The 22,693-nt window shown below is 40.0% G+C and carries 18 protein-coding genes; 12 read left to right on the top strand and 6 right to left on the bottom strand.

The features are described 5' to 3' along the window. Positions 1–59: 59 nt before the first annotated feature. Entirely contained in the window at positions 60–2,513 is a 2,454-nt protein-coding gene (gene plsB, locus ACUXZ4_RS09710; RefSeq protein ID WP_464972994.1) for a glycerol-3-phosphate 1-O-acyltransferase PlsB, read from the bottom strand. 161 nt (positions 2,514–2,674) lie between these two features. Between plsB and acnB the strand changes: the two genes are divergently transcribed. The 4 genes from acnB (at position 2,675) to rbsK (ending at position 7,963) form a co-directional block, all read left to right on the top strand. Next, positions 2,675–5,281 carry a bifunctional aconitate hydratase 2/2-methylisocitrate dehydratase gene (gene acnB / locus ACUXZ4_RS09705; protein WP_464972993.1) on the top strand — a complete coding sequence of 869 codons (2,607 nt, stop codon included), beginning with the start codon at positions 2,675–2,677 and terminating at the stop codon, positions 5,279–5,281. 55 nt (positions 5,282–5,336) lie between these two features. Beyond that, complete coding sequence (locus tag ACUXZ4_RS09700) at positions 5,337–6,425, top strand: metallophosphoesterase (RefSeq protein ID WP_464972992.1); 1,089 nt, start codon at positions 5,337–5,339, stop codon at positions 6,423–6,425. Between the two features lie 155 nt (positions 6,426–6,580). Beyond that, on the top strand, positions 6,581–7,000 hold the full coding sequence (gene rbsD / locus ACUXZ4_RS09695) for a D-ribose pyranase (protein ID WP_464974031.1): 420 nt from the start codon (positions 6,581–6,583) through the stop codon (positions 6,998–7,000). 39 nt (positions 7,001–7,039) lie between these two features. After that, positions 7,040–7,963: a ribokinase gene (gene rbsK, locus ACUXZ4_RS09690; RefSeq protein ID WP_464972991.1), complete on the top strand. Its 924-nt coding sequence runs from the start codon at positions 7,040–7,042 to the stop codon at positions 7,961–7,963. A gap of 83 nt (positions 7,964–8,046) precedes the next feature. Here the strand turns inward: rbsK and tnpA are convergent, their stop codons facing one another. Together tnpA and proB are read right to left on the bottom strand one after the other, a co-directional pair. Next, positions 8,047–8,484 carry an IS200/IS605 family transposase gene (gene tnpA, locus ACUXZ4_RS09685; RefSeq protein WP_464972197.1) on the bottom strand — a complete coding sequence of 146 codons (438 nt, stop codon included), beginning with the start codon at positions 8,482–8,484 and terminating at the stop codon, positions 8,047–8,049. 155 nt (positions 8,485–8,639) lie between these two features. Next, a complete protein-coding gene (gene proB / locus ACUXZ4_RS09680) occupies positions 8,640–9,761 on the bottom strand; it encodes a glutamate 5-kinase (RefSeq protein ID WP_464972990.1) in 1,122 nt (373 codons plus the stop codon). Positions 9,762–9,922: 161 nt separating this feature from the next. Between proB and ACUXZ4_RS09675 the strand changes: the two genes are divergently transcribed. Further along, the gene (locus ACUXZ4_RS09675; protein WP_464972989.1) at positions 9,923–10,702 is read left to right on the top strand and encodes a threonine/serine exporter family protein; all 780 of its coding nucleotides are present in this window, start codon (positions 9,923–9,925) and stop codon (positions 10,700–10,702) included. A gap of 1 nt (position 10,703) precedes the next feature. Further along, positions 10,704–11,168, top strand: coding sequence for a threonine/serine exporter family protein (locus tag ACUXZ4_RS09670; protein ID WP_464972988.1), 465 nt, complete (start codon positions 10,704–10,706; stop codon positions 11,166–11,168). A 58-nt stretch (positions 11,169–11,226) separates the two neighbouring features. On the opposite strand, the gene ACUXZ4_RS09665 is transcribed toward ACUXZ4_RS09670, so the two are convergent. Both ACUXZ4_RS09665 and tsaD read right to left on the bottom strand, forming a co-directional pair. Beyond that, a complete protein-coding gene (locus ACUXZ4_RS09665) occupies positions 11,227–11,457 on the bottom strand; it encodes a hypothetical protein (protein ID WP_464972987.1) in 231 nt (76 codons plus the stop codon). A gap of 1 nt (position 11,458) precedes the next feature. Further along, complete coding sequence (gene tsaD / locus ACUXZ4_RS09660; RefSeq protein ID WP_464972986.1) at positions 11,459–12,502, bottom strand: tRNA (adenosine(37)-N6)-threonylcarbamoyltransferase complex transferase subunit TsaD; 1,044 nt, start codon at positions 12,500–12,502, stop codon at positions 11,459–11,461. Positions 12,503–12,707: 205 nt separating this feature from the next. Here tsaD and rpsU point away from each other — a divergent pair, with 205 nt between their 5' ends. From rpsU to ACUXZ4_RS09630, 6 genes are all read left to right on the top strand, one after another. Further along, positions 12,708–12,923 (top strand): 30S ribosomal protein S21, encoded by a 216-nt coding sequence (rpsU, locus tag ACUXZ4_RS09655; RefSeq protein ID WP_005701713.1) that lies wholly within the window; start codon positions 12,708–12,710, stop codon positions 12,921–12,923. A gap of 101 nt (positions 12,924–13,024) precedes the next feature. After that, complete coding sequence (gene dnaG, locus ACUXZ4_RS09650; RefSeq protein WP_464972985.1) at positions 13,025–14,776, top strand: DNA primase; 1,752 nt, start codon at positions 13,025–13,027, stop codon at positions 14,774–14,776. An 87-nt stretch (positions 14,777–14,863) separates the two neighbouring features. Beyond that, positions 14,864–16,732 carry an RNA polymerase sigma factor RpoD gene (rpoD, locus tag ACUXZ4_RS09645; RefSeq protein WP_464972984.1) on the top strand — a complete coding sequence of 623 codons (1,869 nt, stop codon included), beginning with the start codon at positions 14,864–14,866 and terminating at the stop codon, positions 16,730–16,732. A 204-nt stretch (positions 16,733–16,936) separates the two neighbouring features. Further along, complete coding sequence (gene pnp, locus ACUXZ4_RS09640) at positions 16,937–19,075, top strand: polyribonucleotide nucleotidyltransferase (protein WP_464972983.1); 2,139 nt, start codon at positions 16,937–16,939, stop codon at positions 19,073–19,075. A 98-nt stretch (positions 19,076–19,173) separates the two neighbouring features. After that, complete coding sequence (nlpI, locus tag ACUXZ4_RS09635) at positions 19,174–20,103, top strand: lipoprotein NlpI (RefSeq protein WP_464972982.1); 930 nt, start codon at positions 19,174–19,176, stop codon at positions 20,101–20,103. A 101-nt stretch (positions 20,104–20,204) separates the two neighbouring features. After that, on the top strand, positions 20,205–22,016 hold the full coding sequence (locus tag ACUXZ4_RS09630; RefSeq protein ID WP_464972981.1) for a DEAD/DEAH box helicase: 1,812 nt from the start codon (positions 20,205–20,207) through the stop codon (positions 22,014–22,016). A gap of 42 nt (positions 22,017–22,058) precedes the next feature. Here the strand turns inward: ACUXZ4_RS09630 and ACUXZ4_RS09625 are convergent, their stop codons facing one another. Then, positions 22,059–22,685, bottom strand: coding sequence for an FKBP-type peptidyl-prolyl cis-trans isomerase (locus tag ACUXZ4_RS09625; protein ID WP_464972980.1), 627 nt, complete (start codon positions 22,683–22,685; stop codon positions 22,059–22,061). Positions 22,686–22,693 lie beyond the last annotated feature (8 nt).

The following is a 22,693-nucleotide window of genomic DNA, read 5'->3' as shown; positions in this document are numbered from 1 at the left end:
AACATAAAAAAACAAAGCCTCTCATCGTTGAGAGGCTTTTTATTTTAATAATAACTTAATTAAGGTTTCGGTTCTTCATCCTTATTTTCATTAAAATCTTCGCTTTTTTCCACCGCACTTTGAATGGTCATATTAATTTCTGTGGAAATTAAACGGGCGAATAAGTCGGAAAGTTCTCTTAATTTATTGATGTCCGCATTGCCATCTTCAGCAAAGTAACCATTGTCTTTTAAGCTATTTACAAAGCCTGTAAATATGGCTTTATCAAAGAATTCTGGCGCGTTAATGCCATGTAATACGGATAAACGTTGCGCAATGGACTGACTTTCTTTTTCTAAATTTGCACGCGACATAGCTGGCTCATTGCGGAGTAGGCTGACAGAAATTTGATAGCGTTGCAAAATTTCTCTTATGCTAGCCGCCCAAATTTGTAAACCTCTGACTTTAGGGCGATTAATACTCACCAAATTGTCGTTGTATTTAATCAGTTGTTGTCGAGCAAGTTCTTGGATAATTTGTTCCACTTGATGTGGTAATTCTTCCTCGCTGAAATGTAAAAATAACTCATTGCGTAGGAACGGATAAATTTTTCTTACCCCTTCAAGCACTAAATCTTTTTGCGTTGCTTCATAATGCAGAGCAATGCTCGCGACTAATGATGGCAGCACGAATAAATGCTGAATGTTATTACGATAATAGGTCATTAATACCGCAGAATTACGTTCTAAACGGATGATTTCGCCAAAATTATCTTTTTCTACTAAAATGCCAACACGATCTAAACTCAGCACATGATTTAGCATGTTTTCTGCACTTTCAGCAGGAATAATGGCATCTTGTGAATAAGGCACATTTTGTAAGAATTGTTGATAGCTTTCCAACTGTTCTAACAATTGTTCTTTGGTTAATGCACGTTGGCGAGAAGACAGCAATGCCATACCTGTTAAGTTCATCGCGTTCACCGCGGCGGCGTTATTAATGTTCACCATCACTTGTTTTGCAACCTGATCTACAGCTTGGTTAAACCAAGTTGGGCGTTCTTCGTTGGTTTGCTTCCATTCAGGATAATGTTGGTTTAAGTAATTATTTAATGCGATAGGCTCACCAAAATTCACATAGCCTTTGCCAAGATTACGCAATTTCTTAATCACTCGTAACACTAGGCCTGCATTTTCTTTCTCTTTGGTTGCGCCGCGTAGTTCTTTGGCGTAGGTGTCCACTTCAAGAACGTGTTCATAACCCACATACACAGGCACAATAGAAATCGGGCGACTTAATCCTTGTTGTAAGGCTTGTAAGGTCATGGAAACCATGCCTGTTTTCGGTGCTAATAATCGACCTGTGCGAGAACGTCCCCCTTCAATGAAGAATTCAACTGAATAACCGCGGTGGAATAATTCGGCTAAATATTCGCGGAAAATGGTGGAATAAAGGCGATTACCTTTGAATGTACGGCGGATGAAAAAAGCACCGCCACGACGGAATAATCCACCCACAGGCCAAAAGTTGAGGTTAATCCCTGCGGCAATGTGTGGTGTCACTAAACCTTGATGATAGAGCACATAAGAGAGTAATAAATAGTCAATATGGCTACGGTGGCAAGGAATATAGACAATTTCATGTCCGTCCAATGCTAATTTGCGCACGCGATCAGCATTCTGCACATCAATCCCTTGATATAATTTATTCCATAACCAACGTAAGAAGCGATCGGCAACGCGCAAGCCTTCGTAGCTTACATTAGCTGCAATTTCTTCTAAAATTTTATGTGCTTCTTTGGTTGCTTTTTCGTGGCTGATATTTTTGCTTTTTACTTCATCTTCAATGGCTTGCAAAATAGCAGGGGATTGCAACAATTTGTTAAACATTGCTTGGCGATTCGGTAAACGCGGACCCGTTGCAGAAATACGTTGTTTAGCAAAATGCATTTTGGCAACACGCGCCAATTTTTGTGCAATTTTTTCATCTGAACCATGTTGGTTAACCATATAACGTAATGACACCGCTTGGGAAAAACGCACAAAGGTGTCTCGACCAAACCAAATCGCAGCAAAGGTTTTTTGAATACCATTGAGTAAACGTAATTTAGGCAAGCCATTTTTATCTTCTTTGCCCGGTGCGCGTCCCCAGAGGATAGAAACGGGGATTAATTGCACATTTAATTCAGGTAAAGTGCGGTGTAATTCTAGGTAGTTATAGAACACTTTTTCCGTTTCTTTTTTTGCCCCTTTCGATTTAAAAAAACTATGTCCTTCATCTAAAAAAACATAGCGAGGGAGCTTTGTACCATTGATTTCATTTGCTTCCAGCGGATCTGGCAAACCGACATGTAAACAATTACGCTGAAAGATGACTAAGTCCGTTTGTGATGTATAAGGTAAAACATACATCATCGGTTGTTCGGTATTTAAACCTAATTCTTCGATAGGGTTTTGTGGAATAGGATTATTTTTAACTAAAAAAGAGAGCGGAAAATGAAGAATTTTTCGATATAAATTAGCGAGACCTGACATAAATAAGTCCTAATTATTGATATTTTATAAATTTTGCTTAGTTTAGCATAGCAAGCGAAAACCTTCCAAAAATACTTATTGTTAACCCCAAGAAAGCATATTATTATGCATAAGACTATAATAAAAAATGAGCAAAACAATATAATAACAAGGACTTGAGTATGAGAGATTTCTTACAAAATTATCAAAAGCATGTGGATGAACGTGCAGCGTTAAATGTCGTACCAAAACCTTTGGATGCCGAGCAAACCGCACAATTAATTGAATTATTGAAAAATCCACCTGCTGGACAGGAAGACTACTTATTAGATTTATTTGAAAATCGTATTCCAGCTGGGGTGGATGAAGCGGCTTATGTTAAAGCCTCATTTTTAGCCGCTGTAGCCAAACAGGATGTCACTTCTCCGTTGATTTCCCCTCAGAAATCGGTGCAAATTTTAGGCACAATGCAAGGGGGCTACAATATTGAACCGTTGTTAAGTGCGTTGGATAATGATGCGCTGGCGCCTATTGCCGCGAATGCCCTTTCTCACACCTTATTAATGTTTGACAATTTCCATGATGTGGCAGAACGTGCCAAAGCAGGCAGTGCCTCTGCACAGCAAGTGTTGCAATCTTGGGCAGATGCGGAATGGTTTTTATCTCGTCCGAAACTGGCTGAAAAATTAACCGTTACCGTGTTTAAAGTCACGGGGGAAACCAACACGGATGACCTTTCGCCTGCACAAGATGCATGGTCTCGTCCCGATATTCCTTTGCACGCATTAGCAATGTTGAAAAATGCCCGTGATGGTATTGAACCTGATGACGTAGGCAATGTGGGACCGATTAAACAATTGGAAAAATTAAAAGAAAAAGGCTTTCCATTAGCCTATGTGGGCGATGTGGTGGGAACGGGGTCTTCTCGTAAATCCGCCACCAACTCAGTGCTTTGGTTTATGGGCGAAGATATTCCGCATATTCCGAATAAACGTGCAGGCGGCGTGGTGCTAGGGGGCAAAATTGCACCGATTTTCTTTAACACCATGGAAGATGCGGGCTCGCTTCCCATTGAAGTGGATGTCAGTGCATTAAATATGGGCGATGTCATTGATATTTACCCTTACCAAGGCAAAATTTGTCGCTATAATTCAGATGACGTGTTGGCAGAATTTAGCCTAAAAACCCATGTACTTTTAGATGAGGTGCGTGCTGGTGGACGTATTCCTTTAATTATTGGACGTGGATTAACCCACAAAGCCCGTTGCGAACTGGGCTTGCCAGAAAGTGATGTGTTTGCCAAACCGCAAAGTGCGGTGGAAAATCAAAAAGGTTTTACCCTTGCACAAAAAATGGTGGGACGTGCCTGTGGCGTGGATGGCATTCGTCCAGGGCAATATTGTGAGCCTCGAATGACCTCTGTGGGTTCGCAAGATACCACAGGACCAATGACCCGTGATGAGCTAAAAGATCTTGCTTGCCTTGGTTTCTCCGCCGATCTGGTGATGCAATCTTTCTGCCACACGGCGGCGTATCCAAAGTCTGTCGATGTGGTAACACACCACACCCTACCTGATTTTATTATGAATCGAGGCGGTGTATCCTTACGTCCGGGCGATGGCGTGATTCACTCTTGGCTTAACCGTATGTTACTGCCAGACACTGTGGGAACAGGGGGCGATTCTCATACCCGTTTCCCGATTGGGATTTCTTTCCCAGCAGGTTCTGGCTTAGTGGCGTTTGCTGCCGCCACAGGCGTTATGCCATTGGATATGCCCGAATCTGTGTTGGTGCGTTTTAAAGGGGAAATGCAACCTGGCATTACCTTGCGTGATTTAGTGCACGCCATTCCTTACTATGCCATTAAGCAAGGCTTGCTCACCGTTGAGAAAAAAGGCAAGAAAAACATTTTCTCTGGTCGCATTTTAGAAATTGAAGGTTTAGAACACTTAAAAGTGGAACAAGCCTTTGAGCTGTCCGATGCCTCAGCAGAACGTTCTGCAGCGGCTTGTACCATTAAACTTGCCAAAGAGCCGATCATTGAATATCTCAATTCCAATATTGTGTTATTGAAATATATGATCGCAGAGGGCTACGGTGACGCCAGAACCCTTGAGCGTCGAATTAAGGGCATGGAACAATGGCTAGCTGATCCGCAATTAATGGAAGCAGATCCTGATGCAGAATATGCCGCAGTGATTGACATTGATTTAGCGGAAATTAAAGAGCCGATTTTATGTGCACCGAACGATCCTGATGATGCCCGTTTATTGTCTGAAGTTCAGGGCGATAAAATTGATGAAGTCTTTATCGGATCTTGTATGACAAACATTGGGCATTTCCGTGCCGCAGGGAAATTACTCGCCAAATTCAAAGGCATGATCCCGACTCGTTTATGGATCGCCCCACCGACCAAAATGGATGCTGCCTTATTAAGCGAAGAAGGTTATTACAGCATTTACGGCAAAAGCGGTGCTCGCATTGAAGTGCCGGGTTGCTCATTGTGTATGGGTAACCAAGCACGTGTTGCCGATGGTGCTAGTGTGGTGTCCACCTCCACCCGTAACTTCCCGAACCGTTTAGGGCAAGGGGCAAACGTCTATTTAGCCTCCGCTGAATTAGCCGCTGTGTCTGCGATTCTCGGTAAGCTCCCGACACTGGAAGAATATCTTGCCTTTGCACAAGATCTGCAACAGGATAAAGACGATACCTACCGCTATATGAACTTTGACCAAATTAACAGCTACACCAAAAAAGCCGATAACGTGATTTTTCAAAGTGCGGTGTAATTTAAGATAAATTTTAGCCCTCTGTATTGAGGGCTTATTTTTGAGGATAATCAAGTTGGAATTTCGTTATTATGTGATTTTCACTGTGGTGGCATTGTCATTACAATTGTTATTATGGATTTTTCACCGCACTTTGCGTTGGTTATTCGCTGATAAATGGCAAAAAAATGGTGGTTGGATTCTTTCAGCCTTAATTGTTGTCGGAGCAAATACCATTGTGTTATTAACTGTTTTCCGAATTTATCCTCAATTCAGATTGAGTGCAGGATTATTAGTATTCCTTCTTTATGCAGCTTATAGCAGCGCGATTGTCTGGTTTATTCAATTCATTTTGAAAAAATATGGTAAAAACTCGGTGAAATTACACCGCAGTTTACGCATTTTTTATCCTTTCCTACTATCCACATTCTTTGGCTTGAGTTTATATAATGCTTATGTTCCTCAAGTTATTCATTATCAAATTCAATTGGATAAGCCGACAACGCCTTTCCGCATTGGTATGGCGAGCGATTTTCATTTGGGTAAATTCTTTGGGGCCTCGCAATTGGATCGCTTGGCTCACATTTTTGAGCAACAAAAAGTAGATGTGATTTTGCTGCCTGGCGATATTATGGATGATAACGTCAATGCTTATTTAGCCGAAAAAATGCAGCCACATTTGGCAAAATTAAAAGCACCACTAGGTGTTTATGCTACTTTGGGTAATCATGATTTATTTGGTGATGAAGTCCGCATTGAAAATGAAATTCGCCGAGCGGGCATTATTCCTTTGGATAATAAAGTACAGAATATTGCTAACCGTTTTATATTAATTGGACGTAATGATGATTTGGATCGTAATCGTCCAACAACGGAAGTCTTATTACAACAAGTGAATAGCGATTTGCCTGTTATCTTGCTAGATCATCGGCCAACAGATATTGAGCAACATGCAAAATTGCCTATTGATATTCAGGTGTCTGGTCATACCCATAAAGGACAAATTTTCCCTGCGAATTTGATAACCAAATTGACTTATTTTTTCGACTATGGCTATAAAAAAATAGGCAATGGGCATTTTTTCGTGACTTCAGGCTATGGCTTTTGGGGCGTACCTTTCCGTTTAGGTTCACAATCAGAAGTGGTTATCATTGATGTGAAATAAGGGAAATTTCTCTTTTATTCGAGAAAATACGCTGTCATTTTTTGATGCAGTTCACAAATTTGAAAAAAAATTGATTACATTGCGCCTTTCTTTGTCAATTACGCATAAAATTTTCTTAGTAGATTTTTATGGTAATTAAAATAAAAGGTAACAACATGAAGAAAAGTGCGGTGTTAAATGCACCATTATCTCAAGTTATCGCAACCTTGGGGCATACCGATAGCCTCACTATTTGTGATGCAGGTTTACCCATTCCTTCCTCTGTCAAACGCATTGATTTAGCCTTAACTGCAGGTGTGCCGACATTTTTGCAAACTTTAGAAACCGTTTTAACGGAAATGTTTGTGGAGCGTGTGATCATTGCTGAAGAAATCAAACAAAAAAATCCGCAAATTTTGACCGCACTTTTAGCTCAATTTTCCCGTTTGGAACAAGAGCAAGGAAATAAAATTCAAGTGGAATATGTGAGCCATCAAGTATTTAAGCAATACACACATTCAAGCAAAGCCATTGTGCGAACTGGAGAATGTTCGGCTTATGCTAATGTGATTTTATATTCTGGCGTACCTTTTTAATTATAGGTAATGGCTGTTGAATTTTATAATGAGGCTGATATGAAAAAATTAACTGTATTAGGAAGTGTAAATGCGGACCATGTGATTTCGGTTCCACATTTTGCTAAGCCCGGCGAAACTTTAATGGGCAACCATTATCATATTGCTTATGGTGGCAAAGGGGCAAATCAAGCGGTGGCTGCCGCCCGTTTAGGTGCCAATATTGATTTTATTGCCTGCATTGGCGATGATGATATTGGCCGGGCAATGAAAGCGACTTTTGCTAAAGAAGGAATAAATACCGAAGCTGTGGTTGAAATTGAGCAAACCATGACAGGAATTGCGATGATCCAAGTTGCACAGAGTGGTGAAAATAGCATTGTGATTTCAGCTGGCGCAAATGCCGCGTTAAATGAAGAAGTTGTTACAACTTTTGCGGATAAAATTACGCAGTCTGATGCCTTATTAATGCAACTTGAAACGCCTTTAAATGCGGTGATTTTGGCTGCGAAATTAGCGAAAAAGTCGGGAACAAAAGTGGTGTTAAATCCTGCGCCAGCTCAGGCATTGCCCGACGAGTTATTAAGCCAAGTTGATATGATTACCCCGAATGAAACCGAAACAGAAATCTTAACGGGAATAAAAGTAATTGATGAAAAAAGTGCGGTCAATGCAGCAACAGTTTTTCATAATAAGGGCATTGAAACAGTATTGATTACCTTGGGTTCAAAAGGTGTTTATGTCAGCCAACGAGGACAAAATGGGCAAATTGTGGCGGGTTTTCGTGTCGATGCGAAAGACACTACCGCAGCAGGCGATACCTTTAATGGTGCACTAATGACTGCGCTTTTAGAAGATAAATCTCTTGCGGACGCAATTCGTTTTGCACACGCAGCGGCGGCAATAAGTGTCACTCGTCAAGGTGCGCAACCTTCCATTCCAACTCGAGAGGAAACTCTTGCGTTTTTAGCAGAACAGAGATAAGTAAAAATCCACCTTCATAGAAGGTGGCTTTGAATGACGCCCCATAGGGGCGTTTCTAAATTCCGATTCTGAGAATCCGAATTTTACATTGAAGATAGCTTTAACTGCTTATCTTCCAATTCATGTTTCTCTTGATATTTCACATATCTACGTATCATTTCTGCATTGACACCTACGGTGTCTACGCAGTAACCTCTCGCCCAAAAATGATTGCCCCATAATTTATGTTTTCTTAAATACGGAAACTTATTGAACAATCTTATCGCTGTTCGACCTTTTAGGTGACCCATCACATCTGATACCGATAATTTCGGGGGGATCTTTACTAAAAGATGAACATGATCTTGCTGAACATTCAGTTCAACTATCTCTATTTTCAGCTGCTCACAAAGGATTCTCAGCTGTATATACACTTCTCGACCTACTTTATCTTTCAAAATCCGAAAGCGACATTTCGGTGTCCAAACTAAATGATATTGACAATGCCAAATCACATGCGATGATTTCTTAAATCGACTCATTGTTTTTTCCTTATGTTGGTTATGGGGATAACTTCCACAAGGATTTTCTATGAGTCGATTTTTTCAGGCAAAGCCTTTTTAGCCGATAACCACCTTCAGAGAAGGTGGTTTTTAGTTAGCAATAAAATGCCAGTCAATACTGGCATTTTTTATGTTTATTTCGTTAGCACTACCATATCATCACGATGAACAGCGGCAGCGCCATATTCATAGCCCAATATCTGTTCGATTTCTTGCGATTTTTTACCTTGAATCTGTAATAGAGCATCGCTATTGTAACGAGGCATACCGAGCGCAATATCTTTACCTGATTGTGTGCGGATTTTTACCACTTCTCCGCGAGAAAAACGCCCTTCCACTTTGCTAATTCCAGCAGGCAATAAGGATTTATGCTGAATAAGCACCGCACTTTCTGCGCCTTCATCAATGGTTAATATACCAGCAGATGGCGCGGCAAATAACCATTGTTTACGACTTTCCAGATGATCTTTGGCGATAGTAAATTTGGTGCCAATGGTTTTTCCATAAGCTAAATCAACAATCACATTTTGTTGATTGCCAGGAGCAATGATGGTTTCAATGCCGGAACGAGTCGCCACATCGGCTGCGGCAATTTTAGTGGACATACCGCCGGTGCCTAAATTTGTGCCACTACCACCTGCAATGCTACGAATATGATCGGTAATTTGTTCCACCACAGGAATTAATTTTGCTTCAGGATTTTTGCGAGGATCACTGTCAAATAAGCCTTGCTGATCGGTCAATAAATAGAGCTGATCTGCTTGGACGAGAATGGCGGCTAAGGCGGATAAATTGTCATTATCACCTACTTTAATTTCTGCAGTCGCCACAGCATCATTTTCATTAATAACAGGAATAATGCGGTTGTCGAGTAAGGCTTGTAAAGTGTCGCGTGCGTTTAAAAAGCGTTCACGATCTTCAATATCAGCACGCGTTAATAAAATTTGCCCAATATGAATATCATAAATGGCGAAAAGCTGTTCCCAAGTTTGAATTAACTGACTTTGTCCTACTGCAGCCAGTAATTGCTTTGAGGCAATAGTGGGTGGTAATTGCGGATGATTTAAATAATCACGACCCGCAGCAATAGCACCAGAGGTAACAATGACAATACGAAAGCCTGCTTGGTGAAGTTGTGATAATTGGCGCACAATTTCAATCATGTGGGGGCGATTAAGTTTTGGTGAACCTTGCGTAAGGGTGCTAGTCCCAAATTTAACAACAATAGTTTTATCCATTATTTTATTGTTTTGCATAGAAAATCTCAGTTAATGTTAAATGAGAATTAAATTAGCATTAAAACGTGAAAAAATCATTAAATTTGTACCGCACTTTTTGTTGATTTAAGACAAATTATGAGCAGCTTAATGGGTATATAATCATCAACCTGATTAAAATTTGTATAAGCAGGACATGAATGATGATGGAACCCGATGAAAACCAGCGCGAAATGACAAGGCTGTGTATGCTGGTGGCGCAGCTTTTGCTGCAACATGGCGTCGAAAGTAGTGTAGTGGTGCAAAGTGCGGTGCGTTTAGGCAAAGCTTTGGGCGCGGAAAATGTACAATGCGGTTTGACTTCAAGTGCAATTATGATCACGACGATTCAAAATGGGCATTGCATAACGACAATTCGCCAAAATGCTGATAAAGGCATTAATATGCAAGTGGTGACCGAAGTGCAGCGTATTGTCGTTGCTGCTGAACATCGCATTTATGATATGCAATTGGTGCGAGAGAAGTTAGAAAAAATTAAAGCACTGAAATACAATCGCTGGTTAGTGGTGTTTATGATTGGATTATCTTGTGCTTGTTTCGCTCATTTGGCAGGCGGCGATCATGTGATTTTTATGCTGACATTTCTGGCTTCTAGCGTGGCAATGTGGGTGCGACAAGAATTGGGGAAACGGCATTTTAATCCGATGATTGTGTTTTGTGTAACGGCATTTGTGGCTTCTTTGATCTCAGGCTTAGCTTTGACCTTTAATTTAGGCAATCATCCGCAAATTGCACAAGCTTCTAGCGTTTTGTTATTGGTACCGGGATTTCCACTCGTCAATGCCTTAGCAGACTGCTTAAAAGGCTATATCAGCATGGGCATTGCGCGCTGGACATTAGCCACTTCACTGACATTTGCTGCTTGTTTAGGCATTGTTCTCGCCTTGAATGTCTTACACTTGGGGCATTGGGGAGGTTGATATGGAATTATTAGGTTTATTATTGGATGACATGATTTTTGCAGCGATTCCAGCGGTGGGATTTGCCCTAATCTTCAATGTACCGCCAAAAGCGTTGATTTATTGCGCAATTTTGGCTGCATTGGGTCATGGTTTGCGCACGCTATTGTTGCATTACCATTATTCCCTTGTACTTTCTACATTATTGGCTTCTTCTTTAATTGGATTTATTGGAGTGCATATTTCACAACGATTTTTAGCACATCCCAAAGTTTTTACGGTTGCGGCAATTATTCCTATGATTCCGGGAATTTATGCTTACAAAGCCATGCTTGCCATTGTTGAAATTCATAATGAAGGTTATTCGGCGGCGCTTGCGGAACAAATGGTCAGCAACTTTTTACAAACAACCTTTATTTTAGGCGCTTTGGTGCTGGGTTTAGCTTTGCCACGTTTGTTGTTCTATCGTAATCAGCCAGTGGTGTAGTGCCATAAAAACAGTATTAATTTTGACCGCACTTTTCTTAAAAAATGGAAAAGTGCGGTTATTTTATTAACCATTTCCAAAGGAAATAACAAATGCACCCCGACAATGGAGGTAGAACCGCTAATATCAATACGCCATAGGTTGTGCCGCCTCCTAATGTTTCGCCTAGTTGGGTGAGGTAGCCAATAAATTGGTCATTAGGCAAGGTAAAGCTAAAGTAGGCGATGAGCGCAAGTACGATTGCACAGGTAATCCCTGCTACACGCATAGCTGAAATCTCGTTTTTCATATTAATTGTCCATAATTGAATTTAAATCTGTCATTGCCCAACGCGGTTTCACCTCAATAGCTAAATCCGATTGTTCGCCATGTTTAAGGCGTAAAAAACCAGTATAAGCGATCATGGCACCGTTGTCGGTGCAAAATTGCGGCGCAGGATAAAATACCTCGCCTTTTAGCTCTTGCATGAGCTCAGCTAAACTTTGGCGTAATTGCTGGTTAGCACTCACACCGCCAGCAATTACCAGTCGATTGTAGCCTGTTTCTTTTAATGCTCGTTTACATTTAATTGCGAGGGTTTCCACTACCGCAGTTTGGAAGGCTAAAGCAATATCCGCTTTAGTTTGTTCTGTTAATTCGCCTTCTTGTTGGATCGCTCGGTTGATTGTATTGGCGGCAAAGGTTTTTAATCCTGAGAAACTAAAATCTAATCCTGGGCGATCTGTCATGGGTTTAGGAAAAGTAAAACGTCCTTTTTGTCCTTGTTGTGCCAAGCGTGCTAGTGCTGCACCGCCTGGATAATCTAAGCCCAATAATTTCGCTGTTTTATCAAATGCCTCGCCAGCCGCGTCATCAATGCTTTCGCCCAATAATTGGTAGTTGCCCACATTTTTTACTTGCACTAATTGCGTGTGTCCACCAGAAACTAGTAAGGCAACGAAAGGAAACTGCGGTCTATTTTCAGCAAGTTCTAACATTGGTGCGAGTAAATGCCCTTCCATATGGTGAACACCAATGGCAGGAATATGCCAAGCATAAGCTAATGAGCGAGCGATCGTCGCACCTACTAATAATGCTCCTACCAAGCCGGGACCAGATGTATAGGCTATCCCGTCAATGTCTTCAGGTTTAAGTTGAGCTTCTTGTAATGCTTGTAGAATGAGCGGAAGTGTTTTGCGAATATGATCACGTGACGCTAATTCAGGTACGACACCGCCATAATCGGCATGCAATGCAATTTGTGTATAAAGCTGATTTGCGATTAAGCCTTGTTTCTCATCATAAATTGCCACACCAGTTTCATCACAGGAGGTTTCAATCCCTAAAATCTTCATTTTATTCTCTTTTATCTGACTATTTCTAAAAAATTGAGCCAGATTTTACCGCACTTTGCGCATTTTGCACAGAAAAGATCAAAATGAGGCTTTACTTTTGGGGCGAAGTTAGATTAAAATTGCGACCCTTATTGAGTAAGTTACTCAGTAATTTTGCAAAATTAACTTAAACTTATTTATTCAATTTTATTAGAGGTGATGGCTTATGCCAGTAATTAAAGTTCGTGAAAACGAATCATTTGACGTAGCATTACGTCGTTTCAAACGCTCTTGTGAAAAAGCAGGTATCTTAGCTGAAGTGCGTGCGCGTGAATTCTATGAAAAACCAACAACTATTCGCAAACGTGAAAATGCAACTCGTGCAAAACGTCACGCTAAACGCGTTGCTCGTGAAAATGCGCGTAATACACGCTTATATTAATTAGAGCTTATTCTGATTAAAACTCGAGTTAAACAAACCGTGAAACCTTTTGGAATCACGGTTTTGTTCATTCTGTTCTGATCTTCGTATAAGGACGCATTATGTCAGGTATGATTCCTCGTTCATTTATTAACGATATTATTGCGAAAGCGGATATTGTTGATGTGGTGAGTTCTCGTATCAAATTGAAAAAAGCAGGTACTCATAATTACCAAGCGTGCTGTCCTTTTCATCATGAAAAAACACCTTCATTTTCCGTAAGTAAAAACAAACAATTTTATCATTGCTTCGGTTGCGGTGCCCATGGCAACGCAATAGGTTTCTTAATGGAATACGATAAATTGGAATTTGTTGAAGCGGTGGAAGAATTAGCTTCCATGCTCGGTTTAGATGTACCAAGAGAAGAAAGTCGCAAAGATGGTAAACCCGCTATTAGTTATCAAACTAAGCGTGATTTATACCAATTAATGCAGGAAATCACCGCACTTTATCAAGCGCAATTACCTAAATATCCAGAGGCACAAGCTTATTTACAACAACGTGGTTTATCATCAGAAATTATTCAGCGTTTTGCTATTGGTTTTGTCCCTGATCGTTTTGATTTAGTTTTACGACAATTTGGACAAAATCAAGAAGAACAAACGCGTTTATTTGCCCTTGGTATGCTAAAACGTAGCGAGCGTGGCAAAGCCTACGATACTTTTCGTCACCGTATTATGTTTCCTATTCGTGATAAACGAGGCCGTGTCATTGCCTTTGGGGGACGAGTTATTGGTGAAGGTACACCAAAATATTTGAATTCATCAGAAACCGTGACTTATCATAAAGGAAATGAGCTTTACGGTTTATTTGAAGTCTTACAATGTAATGATGAACCAGAAAAGTTATTGGTAGTTGAAGGATATATGGATGTGGTGGCTTTGGCGCAATTTGGTGTTGATTATGCGGTTGCTGCTTTGGGAACGGCTACAACACCTGAACAAATTAACCAAATGTTTCGAGTGACAGAACAAGTTGTGTGTTGTTATGATGGCGATAATGCGGGTAGAGCAGCGGCTTGGCGTGCATTAGAAAATGCTTTGCCTTATTTAGAAGATGGGCGACAGTTGAAATTTGTCTTTTTGCCTGATGGGGAAGATCCAGATACTTATATTCGTCAATATGGTAAGCAACAATTTGAAGAATATTTAGAGAATGCGCAATCTTTAAGTGATTTTTTATTTGAACATCTATTATTAGATGTCAAATTGGATAGTAAAGAAGGGAAAACGAAGCTAGCTGCTCTAGCAATTCCTTTAATTTCCCGTATTCCAGGCGAAATGTTACGCATTTATTTACGCAATATTTTGGCAAATAAATTAGGCTTGATCGATCCAAATATGATTGATTCATTATTGCCAAAAGCGCAAGAAACAAAAAGTGCGATTAAAAAAATGCCAGAAGTTAAACGCACACCAATGCGAATTCTGATTGCATTATTATTACAAAAACCCGCATTAGCCAATTTAGAATATGACGTGTCGATTTTCAGTAGTTTAAATGAGCCTGGCTTGGAATTATTTGATAATTTGACCGCACTTTGTCGTGAAAATTTAGGGATAAGCTTAGGGCAGATATTAGAATATTTTCGAGATTCTGAATATTACCAGCCTCTTGAAATTCTTGCGACTTGGGATCATTTAATCAGTGAACAAAATATTGATGAAACCTTTTCTGAAACACTCGCATTTTTGTTTGCCAAAATTGTCAATACCAGAGTGGAGCAATTAATTGCAAAACAGCGAGAACAAGGTTTAGATGAAACAGAAAAATTAGAGCTTGTTCAATTATTAAAGAATCTTCCAAATAAATAATTAGTGAAACTATCACAACAATGATAAAATCCACAAAATTTTATTTTCTATTTTAACGAATTTAATACAAGTAAAGGCGGAGCCATTATGGAGCAAAATCCACAATCACAATTAAAATTGTTAATCGCCCAAGGGAAAGAGCAAGGCTATTTAACCTTTGCTGAAGTAAATGACCATTTGCCAGAAGATTTGGTCGATACGGATCAAATTGAAGATATCATTCAAATGATCAACGACATGGGGATTCAGGTTTTAGATGTCGCCCCAGACGCAGATGATTTGATTTTAAATGAAAATCTTGAAAATATTACGGATGATGATGTTGTAGAAGAAGCGACCCAAGTGCTTTCAAGTGTAGAATCTGAGCTTGGACGTACAACAGATCCTGTGCGTATGTATATGCGTGAAATGGGGAGTGTGGAGTTACTCACACGCGAAGGCGAAATTGATATTGCTAAACGTATTGAAGATGGTATCAATGAAGTGCAAAGTGCAGTTGCAGAATATCCAGAGGCGTTGGTTCATTTACTTGAGCAGTATGAACAAGTGGAAGCAGGTGCAGTACGTTTAGCTGATTTAATTACTGGTTTCGTTGATCCTAATGTGATAGCAGAAGAAGAACTTTCTGATATTGAAGAAATGGAAGATGATGATGAAGAAAGTGATAGCGAGGTTGAATTAGAAGACGATGACGAAAATGAAGAGAGTGAAGAAAGCGAATCTAGCTCTGATGATAGTGATAATGCCATCGATCCTGAAGTTGCTCGTGAGAAATTTACTTTATTAAAAGAACAACATAAAAAAACAACAATTGTTATTGAGAAACATGGACGTACTAATAAAAAAGCGCGTGCAGAAATTCAAGCATTGTCTGATATTTTCACTCAATTCCGTTTAGTTCCTCGTCAATTTGATTTATTGGTGATCTCTATTCGCGATATGATGAAGCGGGTTAGAACAGAAGAACGTAAAATTCAACGTTGGGCAACAGATTATGCAAAAATGCCTAAAGACGATTTTTTGAAAGCTTTTACTGGTAAAGAAACAACAGATAGTTGGTTGGTTAAAATTTTAGATGGCAAGAAACCTTATGCTGAAAAACTAGCGGATTATGCTGATGATATCAGATTATCTATTGCGCGATTACAACAAACGGAAGTAGATACGAAATTAACTATTGCACAAATTCGCGAAATTGGTGAACGTGTTGCACAAGGTGAATTAAAAGCTCGTCGTGCGAAAAAAGAAATGGTCGAAGCCAACTTACGTTTAGTGATCTCAATTGCTAAGAAATACACGAATCGTGGTTTACAATTTCTTGACTTAATTCAAGAAGGTAATATTGGTTTAATGAAAGCGGTGGATAAATTTGAATATCGCCGCGGATATAAATTCTCTACTTATGCAACTTGGTGGATTCGACAAGCTATTACACGTTCTATTGCGGATCAGGCGCGTACTATTCGTATCCCTGTGCATATGATTGAAACTATTAATAAATTAAACCGTATATCACGCCAAATGCTACAAGAAATGGGACGAGAGGCGTCACCTGAAGAATTAGCAGAACGCATGGGTATGCCAGAAGATAAAATTCGTAAAGTGTTAAAAATTGCTAAAGAGCCGATTTCAATGGAAACACCGATTGGCGATGATGATGATTCACATTTAGGAGATTTCATTGAAGATAGCACATTAGAATTGCCATTAGATTCTGCTACGGCACAAAGTTTACGTGCAGCAACGCATGAAGTTTTGGAAGGACTAACTCCTCGCGAAGCGAAAGTATTACGTATGCGTTTTGGTATTGATATGAATACAGATCATACTTTAGAGGAAGTGGGTAAACAATTTGATGTAACTCGTGAGCGTATTCGTCAAATTGAAGCAAAAGCATTGCGTAAGTTACGCCATCCGAGTCGTTCAGAAACATTGCGTAGTTTCTTGGACGAATAATTGCTTAAATTTTATGAAAGAAGTATCAATAAATGTAAAAGCCCTGTATAATAGCGGGGCTTTTTTGTATCCCGTTTTAGCGTGCGGCTATCAAAAGTGTTTTGAAGTAAGCTAAAAGTGCGGTCAAAATTTAGAACATTTTTGCTAGTCGCAAATTGGACGCAAAAAAGAAATGAAATCATTTAGTTAGAAAAGGAAAACATTGTGAATCCAATTGTAAAACAGTTTAAATACGGTCAACATACCGTAACATTAGAAACCGGTGCTATTGCTCGTCAAGCGACAGCTGCAGTTATGGCAAGTATGGATGATACAACGGTATTTGTTACTGTTGTTGCTAAAAAAGATGTGAAAGAAGGTCAAGATTTCTTTCCATTGACAGTTGATTATCAAGAACGTACTTATGCAGCAGGTCGTATCCCAGGCGGTTTCTTTAAACGTGAAGGTCGTCCTTCTGAAGGTGAAACCTTAATTGCGCGTTTAATTGACCGTCCTATTCGCCCATTATTCCCAGAAGGTTTCTTGAACGAAATTCAAATTATTGCCACCGTGGTGTCTGTTAATCCACAAATCAGTCCTGATTTAGTTGCAATGATCGGTGCTTCTGCTGCCCTTTCTTTATCGGGCGTACCATTTAATGGTCCTATTGCTGCAGCACGAGTTGGTTTTATTGATAACCAATTTGTATTAAATCCAACGATGTCAGAACAAAAACTAAGCCGTTTGGACTTAGTGGTTGCTGGTACAGACAAAGCTGTATTAATGGTTGAATCTGAAGCAGATATTTTAAGCGAAGAGCAAATGCTTGCGGCGGTAGTATTTGGTCATCAACAACAACAAGTAGTGATCGAAGCCATTAAAGAATTTGCTGCAGAAGCAGGTAAACCACGTTGGGATTGGGTTGCGCCAGAACCTGATACAGCTTTAATTGGAAAAGTAAAATCAATCGCAGAAACACGTTTAGGTGACGCTTATCGTATCACTGAAAAACAAGTGCGTTATGAGCAAATTGATGCAATTAAAGCCGATGTGATTGCGCAAATTACTGCTGAAAACGAAGAAGTCAGTGAAGGAAAAATTATTGATATTTTCACCGCACTTGAAAGCCAAATTGTACGTGGACGTATTATCGCAGGTGAGCCTCGTATTGATGGCCGTACGGTTGATACAGTGCGTGCATTAGATATTTGCACTGGCGTATTACCTCGTACCCATGGTTCTGCGATTTTCACTCGTGGTGAAACCCAAGCATTAGCCGTTGCAACATTAGGTACTGAGCGTGATGCACAAATTATTGATGAATTAACTGGCGAAAAAGCGGATCATTTCTTATTCCATTATAATTTCCCTCCATATTCTGTGGGCGAAACTGGTCGTATTGGTTCACCAAAACGTCGTGAAATTGGTCACGGTCGCTTAGCTAAACGTGGTGTGGCTGCAGTTATGCCAAGTATCACTGAGTTCCCTTATGTGGTACGTGTGGTGTCTGAAATTACTGAATCAAATGGTTCTTCATCAATGGCATCAGTATGTGGTGCGTCACTTGCATTAATGGATGCTGGTGTACCAATTAAAGCAGCGGTTGCAGGTATTGCAATGGGCTTAGTGAAAGAAGAAGAGAAATTTGTGGTGCTTTCCGATATTTTAGGTGATGAAGATCACTTAGGTGATATGGACTTCAAAGTGGCTGGTACACGTGAAGGGGTAACAGCATTACAAATGGATATCAAAATTGAAGGTATTACACCAGAAATTATGCAAATCGCATTAAATCAAGCTAAAAGCGCACGTATGCATATTTTAGGTGTGATGGAACAAGCAATTGCCGCGCCTCGTGCAGAAATTTCTGATTTTGCACCTCGCATTTACACGATGAAGATTGATCCGAAGAAAATCAAAGATGTAATTGGTAAAGGTGGCGCAGTAATTCGTGCATTAACAGAAGAAACTGGCACATCAATTGATATTGATGATGATGGTACAGTGAAAATTGCTGCTGTTGATGGTAACGCAGTAAAAGCAGTAATGGCTCGTATTGAAGATATTACTGCAGAAGTAGAAGCTGGTGCTATTTATAAAGGTAAAGTAACTCGTTTAGCTGATTTTGGTGCTTTTGTTTCTATCGTTGGCGGCAAAGAAGGTTTAGTTCATATTTCTCAAATTGCTGAAGAACGTGTTGAAAAAGTGAATGATTACCTTGCAGTAGGACAAGAAGTTCAAGTGAAAGTAGTGGAAATTGATCGCCAAGGTCGTATCCGTTTAACCATGAAAGAGCTTGTAGCAAAAGAAAATACTGCACCAGCAACAGAAGAAGTTGCTGAACAAAACGTATTTGTTGAATAAACATAATTTGTAGAAAAAAGACCGCACTTTGTTGTTCTTAAGCAAAGTGCGGTTAATTTGTGGCAAATTATAAAGGTCTAATAAAGGCATTATAGGCAATGATACCGTTAAACTGGTTGATTAGATTAGGTAAATTTGGCTCGGGTTTATTTTTTATTTTATTTTTATCTGGCTGCGTCAGTAGCAATGGGTTTGTGTCTAAAAATAAAATTACCTTAGCCGAACAGTATCCGAATGTGCATTTTGATCAAGAAGTGATGATTGCACGTTTGAGCCAAATGTTAATTATTGGGCAATTGTCAAAAGAAGAACGCGCGAGTTTACATTTTGAACGTGGCGTTCTCTATGACAGTTTAGGGCTTTGGGCATTGGCACGCTACGATTTTACCCAAGCTCTGTCACTGCAGCCGAAAATGGCGGCGGTGTACAATTATTTAGGTTTATATTCATTATTGGATGAAAACTATGATAGTGCATTAGAAGCATTTAATGTGGTGTTTGAATTAGATCCGAATTATGAATATGCGCATTTAAATCGTGGGTTGAATTTTTATTACACTGCTCGCTATGCAGTTGCACAACAGGATTTTATGCAGTTTTATCAAGCAGATAAACAAGATCCTTATCGTGTAATTTGGTTGTATTTAAATGAGCTTAAATTTAAACCCAATGAAGCAGAACAGAATTTAGTGCAGAGAGCCGAAGGGCTTTCCACTGAATATTGGGGCACTTTTGTTGCTCAATATTATTTGGGCAAATTATCACTGCAAGATTTATTAGACAAAGCGAAAAACTTTGTGGATCCGCAATCTCCTCAGTATGCAGAGATTTTAACAGAAACCTATTTTTATCTAGCAAAACAACAACTCAATCAGGATAATTTGGCTGAAGCGGAAACGCTATTCAAATTGGCTGTGGCAAATCAGGTGTATAATTTCGTTGAGTATCGTTTTGCATTGTTTGAGTTAGCAAAATTGAAAAATATTGACGCTAATGATCAAACGGAAGTGGCGAAGCAGCAAGAATAACCCAAATTATTGGGCGTATCGCATAAAAGTGCGGTGTATTTTTGCATAATTATACAACTGGAAGCGATTGAGCTTTCCTTATTTACAATTCGAGTATTTTAATGACTGAAACAAAAATGACTTTTGGCGACTTAGGCTTGCCAGAATTTATCCTTTCTGCTGTTGCAGAAATGGGATTTGAAACCCCTTCTCCAATCCAACAAGCTTGTATTCCCCATTTATTAAATGGACGTGATGTGCTGGGTATGGCGCAAACGGGAAGTGGTAAAACTGCGGCGTTTTCATTGCCTTTATTGGCGCAAATTGATGCCGAAGAAAAATATCCGCAAATGTTGGTCATGGCACCAACACGTGAATTAGCCATTCAGGTGGCAGACGCTTGTGAACAATTTAGTAAAAATGCCAAAGGCATGCGTATTGTGACCTTATATGGTGGTCAACGTTACGACATCCAATTGCGCGCTTTACGTCAAGGTGCACAAGTGGTTGTTGGCACACCAGGACGTATTTTAGATCATATTAATCGTGGAACCTTAGATCTTTCTGCGTTGAAATTTATCGTGCTTGATGAAGCAGATGAAATGTTGCGTATGGGCTTTATCGAAGACGTAGAAACCGTAATGGCTGAGCTACCAGAACAGCATCAAACGGCATTATTCTCGGCAACAATGCCAGAGCCAATTCGTCGCATTACCAAGCGTTTTATGACCGATCCACAAGAGGTAAAAATCCAATCAACTCAGCGCACTAACCCAGACATTAGCCAAAGTTGTTGGTATGTGCGCGGTTTCCGTAAAAATGATGCCTTATTACGTTTCTTAGAAGTAGAAGATTTTGATGCGGCAATCGTGTTTACTCGTACCAAAACAGGCACATTAGATATTACCGAATTATTAGAAAAACATGGCTTCCGAGCGGCAGCATTGAATGGTGATATGACACAACAAGCGCGCGAACAAACGTTAGATCGCTTACGCAATGGTAGCTTGGATATTCTTGTGGCAACAGATGTGGCAGCACGTGGTTTAGATGTTGAGCGTATCAGCTTAGTGGTGAACTATGATATTCCGTTAGATGCGGAAAGCTATGTACACCGCATTGGACGTACGGGACGGGCAGGTCGTTCAGGAAGTGCGATTTTATTTGTTGAGCCAAGAGAACGCCGTTTATTAAGCAATATTGAACGCTTAATGAAAAAGCCAATTGATGAAGTGGATTTACCAAATCATGAACAATTGCAAGAATGTCGTCGTACTAAATTTGTGCGCAACATTACTAAGCAATTAGAACATCATGATTTGGAACAATATCGTGGTTTGATTGAAGATCTTTTCACCGCAGATCAAGATTTAGAAGATATTGCCGCGGCAATGTTAATGTTATTGCAAGGCAAACAAAAACTGATCCTTCCGCCAGATCCTCCAATGGAAAAATCAAGTCGTCGTGAGCGTGGAGAACGTCGTGGTGATAGACGTGAGCGTCGTGAAGAACGTCGTGGCTATGGCAACCCAATTCCAATGGATTTATACCGTATTGAAGTAGGACGTGCAGATGGCGTGGACGTGCGTCACATTGTTGGTGCAATCGCTAACGAAGGTAACATTGACAGCCGCAATATTGGTCATATTAAATTGTATGATGATTATTCCACTATTGAGTTGCCAAAAGGCATGCCGAAAGAGCTATTACAGGTATTCAACAAAACACGTGTTCTAAATAAACAAATTCGTATGACATTTGTAAGTGATGGCGGAGAACGCAGTGGTCGTGGTCGCGATGATCGTCGAAGCGGACGTCGTAATGAGGGTGATTTTAAGGGCGGACGCAAAAACTCCTCAAAAAATGACCGCACTTTTAAAGAAAATGGACGTCGAGAGTTTCGTGAAGACTCGAAAGGAAAACGTCGTAGATAATAAATAAAATAGGCACTGTTTAGTGCCTATTTTTGTTTTAGATTAAAGAATATCTAACAATTCTACTTCAAATACTAATACGCTAAATGGTGGGATTGAGGCGCCTGCGCCACGTTCGCCATAGGCAAGGTTGTGTGGAATGGTTAAGCGCCATTTTGAACCCACTGGCATAAGTTGTAAGGCTTCTGTCCAGCCTGCAATAACGCCACTCACTGGGAATTCAGCTGGTACGCCACGTACAACCGAGCTATCAAATGTCGTACCATCAGTTAATGTACCAGTGTAATGTACGCGTACTTTATCTTGCTTAGTTGGTTTTGCACCGTTTCCTTCCACTAGAACTTCGTATTGTAAGCCGCTTTCAGTCACTTTTACGTTATCTTTTTTCGCATTTTCAACTAAGAAATTTCTGCCTTCTTCTTCAATTTGTTTAAATTTGGCTTGTGCAGCTTCTTCCGCTTTTTGTTGTAATTGTTGTAATGCTTGAGAAACTTCGTTTAAGTCTAAAGCTGGTGGATTTTGGTTTAAGACATCATAGATACCTTTTGCTACCGCTTCAGCTGAAACGCCAAGCCCACTATCAGCAAGCTGTTGACCGATTTGTAAACCGATACCGTAGCCGCCTTTCTGTTCTGTACTTTCTAATTTGATTGAATCAAAAATTGACATAATGTTTC

Source organism: Reella acinonychis, from assembly GCF_052828705.1.
This window is presented reverse-complemented; position numbering and strand designations above follow the sequence as displayed.